A 12741-nucleotide genomic window follows, 5' to 3' on the forward strand; every position below is an offset into this window, starting at 1 on the left:
CTCATCTTTGTAATGATTTTAAGATATTCGTGTTTTAAAATTATTGTAGAAAGGGGTACTATTTGCAGGATGTATCCCTTTCTCTATTTTCCCCAAAAACCGATTTCTTCCAGATCTTTCCTTAATGAATCGTACTCACCCTTATCGAACGGAGCAATCGGTAAACGGCACTCTCCGCATTCTATCCCAATCAAATTCATAATGGCTTTTCCGCCTCTTACACCTCCTCCGTATTTGATTATTACTTTGACCACTTCGATGGATTGCATTTGAAATTCCCGTGCAGATATCAGATTTCCTTCTTCCATCGCTTTCATGATATTTAAATAAACGGAAGCCAAATAATTATAGGTACTTCCTACTCCGGCAACCGCCCCCAACGCTAATCCGCATATAAGCATCTCATCATACCCGTGTAATACTTCAAACGCCCCATTGTCAAGATGAATGCAATCACCCATTTCCATCAGATTGCTGTGCGTATATTTTACACCGACAAGATTGGGAATCTCTTGCTTCCCTTCATGTAAAAACTGAGAAACAGGCAAACATACCCCTGTCATCGAAGGCATATTGTAATAATAGAACGGAAGTTCAGCTGCCGCAGCCGCTACGGGTTTAAAAAAATCTATGAGGTCATGCACCGAAGAAGGTTTGAAAAAACTGGGCGCAATGGAGCCAATACCCCATGCCCCGATCTCCGCCGCATGACGGGATAGTTCCACCGACTCGCACTGGCTATCACTCCCCACATGGGCAATCACTTTAAAGCGTCCTTCTGCAGCTCTTATCCAATGTTTCAGGATTAGCTTCCTCTCTTCCGTCGTCAATGATGTGAATTCGCCGGTAGTACCACAAACAAATACTCCCGATATACCCGAATCAGCAATATGCTGTGCATATTGATCTATAACAGCATAATGAATATCGCCATTCGGAAGCATAGGGGTAAATGTCGCAGCTACCAAACCTTTTAGTCTCTGGTAATTTTTCATTTCAATAAACTAAATATTAATACTTTATAAATAATAAATAATAAATAATGATATTCTGAATTATTTTCTCACTGGTAATATTCGTCCTCTATAAATAGAGGGTGTTCTCATTCCCGGTTTTATTTCCCCACTGGTAATATAAAAATTGTTTTTCCACTTGGCAATATTGGTCGTAACCGGAACAGGAAAAGAAAGAATTTCCTCATAAACAAATACGCCTGCTACAGGATCATATACTCTAAGGATATTGTCAAAACCCGGATGATGGTATGATCCGGGGAGTAACTTTGTAACACCTCCCAAAAAGACAACATCTCCTGTCTGTGCAAATGCGGTTCCCCCCATCACCGAAAATGTTCCCTGAAGCTGTGTCCAGCTATTGAGTACAGGATCAAACATGTGACCGTCAGTCAATATCTCCACATAACCTGATGAACGGTAATCTCGTCCACTAAACAAATAAAAGCCGGCGTTCTTTCCCTTATTGATCGCGACACCCACCGCATACCCTCTGGCACTGCCGTCCCAAGCGGGCAACACAGTCCATCCTTTATCCTTGTTGTCAAGATCTAATACGAAAAAATGATTGGTCGCATTTTCTTCTATCATCTCCTCCTGACCTCCAGCTATGTATATTTTATTATCCAAGAGGGCACCCGTAGCATTCGCCAAAGGAACCGGAAGGGAAGGCCAGTCATTGGATAATCTGAACATTCCATTTTCCTTATAGATAAAAAACACCTCGTCAAAACAACGGTCGGCATCACATCCCCCTATACACAATACTCCTTGCTCTAATTGTATAGAAACACCATAGGCGACAGGTACAGGTAGAAAATCGGGTATCATTTTCCATTGAAATTCTCCGCTATCGATATCAACACAATAAAGTACCCTTTCCCAGTTCTTCTTTCCTCCTTCCCACGGCATCTTATCCAAGAAATTGGTACCTCCTGCAATAATCAGTTCACTACCGACGAAACCCGAAAAAACAGCAGCGACCCCTTTATTCTCTTTGTTAGATAATTGCGGAAGAGATCTCAAACTATTCCATTTTATTTGCCATGGTAACGTCCTATTATCTATTTTATAAGTGCCAGCAGTTAGGTTCATACTTATTAAGAATACTATTACTCCACAATATATTTCTGATGATACACGGCACCGTTCTTTTGTCTAATAAAAATCTTATATACCTCAAAATGCTTTTCTAAGGCTTCCCTGTATCCAGCCTCGTCTTTATCTTTCAAGTATTGCAACAGATCCCGGTGAGTTACAATCCGTCCCTCTTCTTTCAATTTAATATTAATAGGTGCCAGATATTCTTTAAATTTATCTTTAACAAAAGTCATCACAGGATGAACTATATTTTGAAATTCAGCGATTGTTTTATTCCCTGTTATCTGATATAGTTTCGTATGAAATGAGAACTCACTGAAAGGAGCGTATTCATTGTTCTCATACATAATACCTACATTTACTATCCCTTCAAGATCTTGTATGTCTTCTTGCGTAATGTTCCTAAAAATATCATGGCATATTCCTATTTCCAAGGCTATCCTAAAACCCAAAATATCGAACAAAGCATCCTCACTTAAAATACGGGGATCCACTACTCGCTTCATACCTCCTAAAATAGAAGGCTCTGTAAGTATCATACCACGCCGGGGACGGGTTTCAATCATCCCCATCATTTTTAATCGACTCAATGCCTCACGCAATACGCTTCTGGCTACGCCTAAAGATGCAGATAATTCCATCTCATTCGGGATATGATCTCCCGTCTGTAGGTTTTTCTCTTTAAAATAAGCCAAAAGCTTATCCTCTACCTGATCTACTAATGTAACAGAATTATTTTGGATTTTCAGCTTTTCCATATTATTTCAATATTTCACGCCTTATGTATCAATTATATTATTTGTCTGACAAATATGCTATAATATTTTTAAGCGTGCAAGAAACAGATTACATTTTAACAATACAATCGTCTATTTTTAAATTAATTCACATATAAATATATTTCTATAACCACAATTAACCTTTAAAAGGTATGAAATAAACTATCTCTAATGAAAAAGAATAATATTGACTCATTATAACAAATCACTACAGTCCATTTAAAAAAAGATCTCGTACTATATTTTGATAAAAGTGAATGTATTTTTACTAAAAATGATTCTTACATTTTATTTTTTTAGTCAAAATAGTAATTCTTTTTATTGAATTCCTTATATTTGTATTAAATAGTTTATTTTATCTGGTTAACAGATAGTTTTAGTTTCTTGTATGAGATCGGTCTTTTCGCCGTATAAGCAAATTGAGATACGGTGTTTGAGTATTGTTCGCCTTTTTTACTTCGCGTAATTCGCTTCTTTCTATTTGTTTAACACCACCATCTTACGCCTGTAAGATGAATTTAAAATTTTATCACTATGAAAATAAAAAACAGTAAGTATGTTTTTTCAGTACTCGTATTGCCATTACTCAGTGTCTTTCTCTATTCCTGTGAAGGAGACACTATAGATTCCGACAGGGTGGCACGTACCCTCAAACTAAAAGCAGAAATAGGGGAACCGACAACCCGTGCTTCTAATGCTTCATGGGAAAAAGATGATGCCATAGGTGTCTATATGGTAAAGTCTGGGCAACCGCTCAACACTTCCAGCCTCAGGCAGAACGTGGAATATGTAACATCCGGCTCCACTTCCTTTAATCCGGGAAAAGACGTGGAAGAAATCGCCCTTCCTTTCGATGAATCGCATGTTGATTTTATCAGCTACTATCCCTATCGTGGAAATATCGATAACTTCTCCTATCCGATAGATCTGATGAATCAATCGGTACAAAGCAAGATAGACCTGCTGTATTCCAATAATGCCAAAGGGTTCAACTCAAAAAATCCAAACGTCCGGATGCAGTTTACACATCAACTCTCCAGAATCGTGCTGAAGATCGCTAAAGATGCGTCTGTCAATCTGAAAGAATTATCCGTAAGAATCTCCAATACCGGCACTAAGGCAACTTTTAACCTCTCCACTGGAGAACTCTCCGCTGCGCAAGAACGTGGAAGCATTGAATTTCTGGTGGATAACAATGGTTCGGCGGCAGAAGCCATTCTTTTACCGGAAACCGATCTCTCCGATATGGAATTATGGTTTATTGTCAATGAAGAGGAATCCGAAATATACAAATTATCCTTGGCTGATGTATTCGAGATCAATGCTTTCGAGAAATCAACCCTATACACCTATAATGTCACCCTCTTTGCCGAAAAAACAGCTATTATAACAGAAAGCAATATCTCTCCATGGATTGATGGACCTTCTGCAAACGCAAATGCTAATAGCACTACCGATTCTCCTCCCCTTATCAAAGGCTCCAAGAAAACTCCCTTCACGGTGGCAGAAGCACAATCCAATCAAGGGAGAACCGAAGTTTGGGTGGAAGGATTTATTGTAGGATATTTTTCATCTTCCACCATGAACAGCTTTTCGACTGATTTATCCGGTGATATTTCTCAAAGTAATCTAGCGCTGGCAACCTTCCAAAACGAGACTGATCTGGCTCGGATAATACCGGTGATGTTGGGTAGCGGAAAAATCAGAGATGAATTGAATCTACGAACTAATCCGGATAATTTCAATAAAAAAGTAAAAATCAAGGGTGATCTCGGAGAATATTTCAAAGCACCCGGACTAAGAAATATCAAACAATACGAGTTTATAGCACAATAGCAACCAATTCAATAAATGTCAGGAAGTTACTTACAAGCAACTTCCTGACATTCCTCCTCAAAAATATTATTTAAACTCCTTCCACATGAGGAGCGTCCGGGCAATGGCATTCTCCACCAGCGGCCCCATGATGGCATATCCTTCTTTATTGGGATGAACACCGTCTTCCGAAAGTTCTTTGGGTAGACCATTGCGGTCATCAGCCATTACAGAGAAGAAATCACAGTAGACAGCCCCATGTGTGGCAGCATACTGCTTGATTCGACTATTCAGTTCCACAATCTTAGGAGCCGGTTCCAGACCAGGACGCCAGGGATAATCATATGCAGGGAGCACCGAACATAACACAACTTGTATGCCGTGCGATTGTGCCAATTCCGTCATGGAATAGATATTATCTTCAATCATTTCCAATGTAGAAGGACCGGTATTTCCTGCAATATCATTGGTACCAGCCAGAATTACCACCACTTTGGGCCATAAATTAAGTACATCCTGACGGAAACGAAGTAACATCTGCGGCGTGGTCTGCCCGCTAATACCCCGATTGATGTAAGGACGACCTTCAAAGAATTCAGGCACCTTTTCTTTCCAACCCTGGGTAATGGAATTCCCCATAAATACCACCCGTTGATCACATGTTTTTGCGGGAGCCAGTTTTGCATTATCCTCCCTGAACCGGTTCAGGTTCGCCCAATCTTGGGCCTCCACCAATAATATACCACTCATCGCAAATACCAACACAAGAAATAATTTTTTCACATTCATCTTATTTTTTTGTTGTTTTGAAATTGATTTTTGAATGTCAAAAATAGTTATTTAATTGATGACCTAAACTATTATTCGTCGATTTATTTGGATGATACATCGATTATAAGCCCTAAAAAAATCTAAAAAGAGGTATAACATTACTTTTTCTCTACTTTAATAGGTACTTTTGATAGATTTTTTTGCGCAATAATTAGGGTAAGGAATCTTATTAGAGGAGATGGCTGATAAATCTGCCTATAGGTCAACCCAACAAGAACTTCAACGGATATTTCGATTTTCGGGAAGCGGTAACGATATGGTAATACCCGGAGATGCACGTTGACCTATAAAAATTACAACACAATTGTATGAACAGAAAAACGAAAATAATAGTTTTTGTCTCCATAGCAATATTGATCTTGGGGATGGCATTCTTCCCAAAAATCAAAAAGCTGTTTACTTCCGAAGGTCGCGACGATGTCTCCGTAGCACGCATTGTAACCGGTGGAAACGGCAGATCGGCATTGATGGTGAATGCTACCCTACTGAAGCCTCAAACACTGAACAACATGTTCCGAATTACAGGCGTCCTACTACCCGACGAAGAAGTAGACCTCACGTTTGAATCATCCGGGAAGATCACCAGCATCTATTTTGAAGAAGGATCCCAAGTGCAAAAAGGAACATTGCTGGCCAAGGTGAATGATGCTCCATTACAGGCTGAACTAAAAAAACTCCAGGCGCAATTGCCATTAGCTGAAGACAGGTTATACCGCCAACAAACCCTCCTTGAAAAGGACGCCATCAGCCAGGAAACCTATCAATCGGTTGCTACACAATTAGAAACATTAAAAGCCGATATCGAATTGGTAAAAACACGCATTCAGCAAACCGAGTTGCGAGCACCTTTCGACGGGATGATCGGCTTACGTCAAGTGAGTGAGGGAGCATATGCTTCACCATCGGTTGTAATCACTACACTCACTAAAATCTCACCCCTCAAGATTGAATTTTCCCTCACCCAGAATTTTGTGAATACGATTAAACCGGGAACAGAAATTTATTTCTCGGTAGAGAATGACCTGGGAGTATACAACGCTACAGTATATGCCGTTGAATCACGGTTAGACGTGCGTACACTCAGCCTTTTTGCCCGTGCCCGCTATCCCAATAGCGACGGGAAGATGAAACCGGGTCAGTCCGCCAGCGTCCGTATCAATCTCGACCAAATCAACAATGCCATCGTCATACCAAGTATTTCCAGCATTAAGGAGATGGGACGTGATATTGCCTATGTATACGACAATGGCAATGCAAGAGAGGTAGAAATCGTTACCGGGATGCGTACATCAGCATCAGTAGAAGTAATCAGCGGCCTAAATATAGGCGATACGCTGCTCACTACCGGTGTGATGCAATTACGGAATGGGATGCCGGTACAAATCGGCCAAATGGTTGAAAACAGAGCAGATTAACAGGAAATGAATTTATCTGAATTAAGTATAAAGCGCCCGGTTTTAGCCACCGTATTAGTGCTGATCATCATCATTTTCGGTATGATCGGCTACACCAGTCTGCCTGTACGCGAATATCCCAACGTAGACAATCCCATCATCACCGTACAGGTATCCTATCCGGGGGCCAATGCGGAAGTGATCGAAAATCAAATCACCGAACCATTGGAGCAGAATATCAATGGTATCCCCGGTATCCGTTCGCTGACCAGTCGCAGTAGTCAGGGAAGTGCAAGGATCACCGTAGAATTTGAACTGAGCGTGGATATGGAAACCGCCGCCAACGATGTGCGGGATAAGGTCTCCATCGCGCAAAGGTATCTCCCGCGTGATGTGGATCCCCCCACGGTGTCGAAAGCCGATGCCGACTCCGATCCTATCATGCAGATCACCATCCAGAGTCCCATACGCTCCATGCTGGAACTCTCCGAGATCGCCGACCTCACCGTGAAAGAGCGTCTGCAGACCATTTCCAATGTAAGCGCCGTGGAGATATGGGGTGAATACCGCTATGCCATGCGGCTATGGCTCGATCCGCTTAAGATGGCAGCATATAATATCACCCCGATAGATATAAAGAACGCACTCGACAGGGAAAACATCGAACTTCCCGCCGGAAGTATCGAAGGCGACCAGATAGCACAATCCATCCGCACCATGGGATTGATGCAAACTCCTGAAGATTTCAACAACCTCATCCTCGTGGAAAACGACTTCCGTGTCGTACGCTTCCGCGACGTGGGATTTGCCGAGCTCGATGCGGCCAACCGGCAGAATATCCTCAAAAGGAACGGTGTGCCCATGGTGAGTTGCGTAATTATTCCGCAACCGGGAGCCAATCACATCAATATTGCCAATGAGGTGAGGATACGTATGGAACAAATGCGCAAGGACCTTCCGGAAGATGTGACTCTCGATACGGCATTCGATAATACCAAATTCATTCGTGCCTCTATCAACGAGGTGGAAGAGACCGTGCTGATCGCTTTTATCCTTGTGGTAGCGATCATTTTCCTCTTTTTAAGGAATTGGCGGGTGACGCTGATTCCCGCCCTTGTGATTCCTATTTCGCTAATCGGTATTTTCTTTGTGATGTACCTGGCGGGGTTTTCCATTAACGTATTATCGATGTTGGCCGTAGTACTATCTGTAGGATTGGTCGTTGATGATGCGATCGTAGTGACCGAGAATATTTTTCAGAAGGTGGAAGGTGGAATGGATCCTGAAGAGGCATCCATCGCAGGATCGAAGGAGATTTTCTTTGCGGTAATCTCCACCACAATGACCTTGGTGGCGATATTTTTTCCAATTGTTTTTCTGGAAGGGATGACAGGGCGCCTGTTCCGTGAATTCAGCATTGTGATTTCCGGAGCACTTATCATTTCAGCTTTTGCCGCATTATCCTTCGTACCGATGCTATCCTCGAAAATGCTCACCACGGGACGAAAAAAGAATAAGCTACATGAAAAGACCGAATTTATATTCAATGGATTGAATCATATTTATGACAGATCGCTGCGGGCCTTCCTGCGTAATAAATGGCTTGTGCTGCCGGTAATCATCGTAGCAGGTATATTTATTATTATTTTTTGGAATAAGATTCCCGCGGAAATGGCGCCACTCGAAGACCGATCCCTGGTAATGATTCGTAGTTCTGCACCCGAAGGGGCCACTTATGAGTTTATCAGGGATTATACCGAACGCATCTCGCAAATCGCCGACGTTATCGCACCGGAAAGGGTGTCGAATATCAATATGACCCGCGGCACTTTTGGTTCGATCCGACTTGTACTACCCGATATGCGTGAACGCGACCGCAGCCAGATGGAAATTGCCGACGCCCTCACCCTCGCCGTCAGGGATGAAACCGCTGCCCGTGCTTTTGTGCAACAGCAATCCACTTTTGGTGGACGCCGCGCCGGTATGCCGATACAGTATATCCTGCAAGCACCCAATCTTGAAAAACTGCAGGAATTTATTCCTCCCTTCATGGAAAGGGTAGATGCCAGTCCCGTTTTTCGAATGGGCGACGTGGACCTGAAGTTCACCAAACCGGAAACAAAAATCATTATCGACCGCGATAAGGCAGCCATGCTCGGGGTAAGCACCCGTGACATCGGGCAAACCCTGCAATACGCGCTGAGCGGACAGCGGATGGGCTATTTCTACATGAATGGCAAACAATACCAGATACTGGGGGAAATCAATCGGCAACAGCGAAATACTCCCGTCGACCTGAAAACCATTTACATCAAAAACAATACCGGTCAGATGATCCAGATGGACAATCTGGTAAAACTCGAAGAGACGGTTGCCCCTCCCCAACTCTACCGGTATAACCGCTTCAACTCAGCCACTATCACTGCCGGATTAGCTCCCGGTTATTCACTCGGCGAGGGATTGGAAGAAATGGACAGGATCGCCTCCGAAGTACTGGACGACTCATTCAGGACTGCTTTGGAAGGCGAATCCAGGAACTTCAAAGAGAGTTCTTCGAGCCTGATTTTCGCTTTCGGCCTCGCTATCGTATTGATCTTCCTGGTGATGGCGGCACAATTCGAGAGCTTTAAAGATCCGTTTGTCATCATGTTCTCCGTTCCATTGGCATTGTTCGGAGCATTGCTGTTCATGCGGATATTTGACATTACAATGAATATATACAGTCAGATAGGTATTATCATGCTGATCGGCTTGGTGACCAAAAACGGAATTCTGATCGTGGAGTTTGCCAACCAGCGGCAGAATGCCGGTGTCAATAAGCTCAAAGCAATCATCGATGCCTCCATACAGCGGTTACGCCCTATACTTATGACCAGTATCTCCACCATCCTTGGATTGTTACCCCTTATGTTCGCCACCGGCGAAGGAGCCAACGGACGAGTTGCCATGGGTACGGCAGTGGTCGGCGGATTGCTTATTTCTACACTGTTCACCCTATATGTCGTCCCGACCATGTATATATATCTCTCTACAAACAGGGAAGTACAGGAAATGAAACGGTTGAAAAGGAAACAAGGTTGATTTGATGATTTACAGATGTGATGAATGTGAGAAATTAAAAAAATGATGATAAAAAACGTGCTTTTACTACTCTTTTTCTTGCTGATTGCACCTGTTGTTTCTGCACAAACCGTACAAGCACCTCAACAGGGACAATCCACACACCTCATGATGGATTTGCAGGAATGTCTTAGGATCGGGCTAGAAAACAATTACGATCTACGTATCGTACGAAATGAAGAGTTGATCTCAGATAATAATGTCACATTGGGAAATGCGGGATTCCTGCCGGATGTCAGCGTAAATGCCGGCTATAACCTGCGCAACAGCAATTCAGACCAGTATCCTGCGGAAGGAGGGGAGACAATAAAAGCCCGCAATTCCAACACTTCTGCGTTAGATGCAGGTGTAAACCTCAATTGGACGATCTTCGAAGGATTCCGGATACAAACCAATTATCAGCGGCTAAAAGAGTTACAAACTATCGGTGAATTGAACACACGACTGGCCATGGAAGATTTTATTGCTAATCTCACGGCAGAATATTATAATTATGTGCAACAACAGATACGGTTGGGAAACCTCCAATATGCAGTGTCTCTTTCCAAAGAAAGATTACGCATTGTGGAAGCGCGATATCAGGTGGGATCACTTTCCCAACTCGACCTGCAACAAGCGAAAGTCTACTTCAATGCCGACAGTTCACTCCTTATTCAACAGTATGAAACACTCAATCGATCAAGGATAAAGTTGAATGAGCTGATGGGCGGTGATGTGGAACAACATTTCCTTGCGAGAGACACCACTATTCTCTTTGACGCCTCCTTATCGAAAGAGGAATTATTTACCCGTGCCATGCAGCATAACACCACCCTCCTGCTAAGCGACAAGAATAAAATATTAAGTGAACTGGATCTCAAAAGCTTGAAAAGCAGGAATTACCCCTATCTACGTTTAAACGGGGGATATGGTTTTACCCACTATAATTACAATAAGGGAACACTTGACAAGCAACGCACCTGGGGTCCGAACGTGGGACTCACCCTCGGTTATACGATTTTCGACGGATTCAACCGTAAAAGAGAACAAAAAAATGCAGAGATCACTATCCAAAATCGGGAGTTACAAGTAGAAAGCAATAAGTTGGCGCTGGAAAGCGACTTTGCCAATATGTGGATGGCCTACCAGATCAATATAGAGTTGACCAATCTGGAAATAGAGAGTCTCAAAAATGCAGAACTCAATTACGAGATCGCCATGGAACGGTACAAGATCGGCGACCTGTCGGGATTGGAACTGCGGGAGGCGCAGAATAGCCTGCTCGAAGCGGAGCAGCGACTTCTCACCGCACAATACAATACCAAACTTCATGAAATATCACTGCTGCAGATCAGCGGGAGAATCGGGAAATATTTGGAATAGACCGGGAGACAAGAGGAAGAGATGACCGGGAGACGAGGTGACTGGGAAAAAATGACCGGAAGACCGGCGGATTATCAAGGAGACTCCGTCAAAATACCATAACTTGAGATCAGTAACTCGACGACTTCTGAATAGTTGGCTTGCCCCGAACTGATTTTATTTGTTTTCAGGTAACCGTCATACACCTTGTCCTGTATAGTTGACAGGGATTCATTTCTCGCAGCAAGCCAGTGCCTCCGGTTACGTTGGAGATCGGCAATAATCTCCGGTCGGACAGATGTTCTTAATGACGCGTATTCCTCGGGCAAAACCCTGTAAACATCGTTTAACAGATAGTTGAGCGTCGATGCATACGCGCTATAACGGATCTTCTCATCGTTACTCTGCGCACAAATGACAAAAGCATACAAGTTCGCCTCCGATTCGAGGGCAATTCCGAACTGGTGCGCCATTTCATGCGCCAGGGTTGATGGATAGGTAAAATTAAGGCTGTAGTTATTCACATGTATCTCATTGAAGAACGGACCGAAATACCCCGAAACACCCGTCTTGGAATAGAGCGGCTCAAACATCATCGGCTTGGGCTTCCTTTTTCCGTTTGGGTAAGATATTTTTAGCGGCTCGTGCAATGAACGGTACAATGATTCAATTTCCAGCCGTACATCGCTCCGGTCCATATCCCGGCAATCGACATAATATAGGTTGGCTTTCTCGATAAACCGGACGGTGAAGTTCTTAAGCACTTCCGGATCATACTCCTTTTCCTCTATATCGCTCCGGGTATAAAAATCTTCCCTGAAATAAGCAATTCCCCATACAAAATAGAACCAAGCGACCAACACTGTCACAAACCGGATAACCGAAAAAAGGAACCGTGAAAGAGAAATCTTACGCATGACGGCGGACACAACCAACACTATCAACAACAGTACTGCCACAATCAGAAAAATATCGTACAATGAAAACGGGAAAATATTGGAGATAAAAGACAATACAACGGCCACCGCCGGGTAAATCCGGTGCATATACCATTCCGAAAGCGTCGGGCTGAGGCTGAACAAGAAGATGATCGCAAATAACCCGCCGGCCACCATCAACAAACGTATAAATTGCCGCTTCCCTACTCTATCCTCTCTTTTTAGTCTCATGCTGCCTTCATGTTACTTTTCTTCTGACTTTTCATTTCAACCTATTTCTCGCATTTTCTGTAAGGTAATAACCTCCTGTCTTTTTTACCCCTTTTACTCAATTGGTTCGGGATAGCTATTTTTCTATCTTCAAAATTCTCGATTGTTAAAAGTAAAGATCTTTTAAGCCCAATCCCTG

At 43.0% G+C, this 12741-nt stretch carries 9 protein-coding genes; 4 read left to right on the forward strand and 5 right to left on the reverse strand.

Annotated elements, in window-relative coordinates:
- Nucleotides 1-83: 83 nt before the first annotated feature.
- The 3 genes from B4G81_RS06825 to B4G81_RS06835 are packed head-to-tail and all read right to left on the reverse strand — an operon-like array spanning nt 84 to nt 2872.
- Complete coding sequence (locus B4G81_RS06825) at nt 84-995, reverse strand: dihydrodipicolinate synthase family protein (RefSeq protein WP_294081236.1); 912 nt, start codon at nt 993-995, stop codon at nt 84-86.
- A gap of 60 nt (nt 996-1055) precedes the next feature.
- Complete coding sequence (locus tag B4G81_RS06830) at nt 1056-2108, reverse strand: hypothetical protein (RefSeq protein ID WP_294081237.1); 1053 nt, start codon at nt 2106-2108, stop codon at nt 1056-1058.
- Nucleotides 2109-2125: 17 nt separating this feature from the next.
- Entirely contained in the window at nt 2126-2872 is a 747-nt protein-coding gene (locus B4G81_RS06835; protein WP_294081238.1) for a FadR/GntR family transcriptional regulator, read from the reverse strand.
- Nucleotides 2873-3427: 555 nt separating this feature from the next.
- On the opposite strand from B4G81_RS06835, the gene B4G81_RS06840 reads away from it, so the two are divergent.
- Nucleotides 3428-4729 carry a fimbrillin family protein gene (locus B4G81_RS06840; protein WP_294081239.1) on the forward strand — a complete coding sequence of 434 codons (1302 nt, stop codon included), beginning with the start codon at nt 3428-3430 and terminating at the stop codon, nt 4727-4729.
- A 66-nt stretch (nt 4730-4795) separates the two neighbouring features.
- On the opposite strand, the gene B4G81_RS06845 is transcribed toward B4G81_RS06840, so the two are convergent.
- Complete coding sequence (locus B4G81_RS06845; RefSeq protein ID WP_294081240.1) at nt 4796-5497, reverse strand: SGNH/GDSL hydrolase family protein; 702 nt, start codon at nt 5495-5497, stop codon at nt 4796-4798.
- Nucleotides 5498-5847: 350 nt separating this feature from the next.
- Here B4G81_RS06845 and B4G81_RS06850 point away from each other — a divergent pair, with 350 nt between their 5' ends.
- Genes B4G81_RS06850 through B4G81_RS06860 form a run of 3 tightly spaced genes read left to right on the forward strand, consistent with a single transcriptional unit; the run spans nt 5848 to nt 11415 of the window.
- Entirely contained in the window at nt 5848-6954 is a 1107-nt protein-coding gene (locus B4G81_RS06850) for an efflux RND transporter periplasmic adaptor subunit (RefSeq protein WP_294081241.1), read from the forward strand.
- A 6-nt stretch (nt 6955-6960) separates the two neighbouring features.
- The gene (locus B4G81_RS06855) at nt 6961-10014 is read left to right on the forward strand and encodes an efflux RND transporter permease subunit (protein ID WP_294081242.1); all 3054 of its coding nucleotides are present in this window, start codon (nt 6961-6963) and stop codon (nt 10012-10014) included.
- Between the two features lie 48 nt (nt 10015-10062).
- Nucleotides 10063-11415: a TolC family protein gene (locus B4G81_RS06860; protein WP_414703178.1), complete on the forward strand. Its 1353-nt coding sequence runs from the start codon at nt 10063-10065 to the stop codon at nt 11413-11415.
- Between the two features lie 74 nt (nt 11416-11489).
- Here the strand turns inward: B4G81_RS06860 and B4G81_RS06865 are convergent, their stop codons facing one another.
- Entirely contained in the window at nt 11490-12563 is a 1074-nt protein-coding gene (locus B4G81_RS06865) for a DUF3810 domain-containing protein (protein WP_294081244.1), read from the reverse strand.
- Between the last annotated feature and the right edge of the window lie 178 nt (nt 12564-12741).

Source organism: Proteiniphilum sp. UBA5384 (assembly GCF_002410825.1).
Classification (GTDB): Bacteria; Bacteroidota; Bacteroidia; order Bacteroidales; family Dysgonomonadaceae; genus Proteiniphilum.

Excerpts from the sequence above, each read along its gene's own strand:
- B4G81_RS06825 (WP_294081236.1), bottom strand. The coding sequence starts at position 995 with ATGAAAAATTACCAGAGACTAAAAGGTTTGGTAGCTGCGACATTTACC.
- B4G81_RS06830 (WP_294081237.1), bottom strand. The coding sequence starts at position 2,108 with ATGAACCTAACTGCTGGCACTTATAAAATAGATAATAGGACGTTACCA.
- B4G81_RS06835 (WP_294081238.1), bottom strand. The coding sequence starts at position 2,872 with ATGGAAAAGCTGAAAATCCAAAATAATTCTGTTACATTAGTAGATCAG.
- B4G81_RS06840 (WP_294081239.1), top strand. The coding sequence starts at position 3,428 with ATGAAAATAAAAAACAGTAAGTATGTTTTTTCAGTACTCGTATTGCCA.
- B4G81_RS06845 (WP_294081240.1), bottom strand. The coding sequence starts at position 5,497 with ATGAATGTGAAAAAATTATTTCTTGTGTTGGTATTTGCGATGAGTGGT.
- B4G81_RS06850 (WP_294081241.1), top strand. The coding sequence starts at position 5,848 with ATGAACAGAAAAACGAAAATAATAGTTTTTGTCTCCATAGCAATATTG.
- B4G81_RS06855 (WP_294081242.1), top strand. The coding sequence starts at position 6,961 with ATGAATTTATCTGAATTAAGTATAAAGCGCCCGGTTTTAGCCACCGTA.
- B4G81_RS06865 (WP_294081244.1), bottom strand. The coding sequence starts at position 12,563 with ATGAGACTAAAAAGAGAGGATAGAGTAGGGAAGCGGCAATTTATACGT.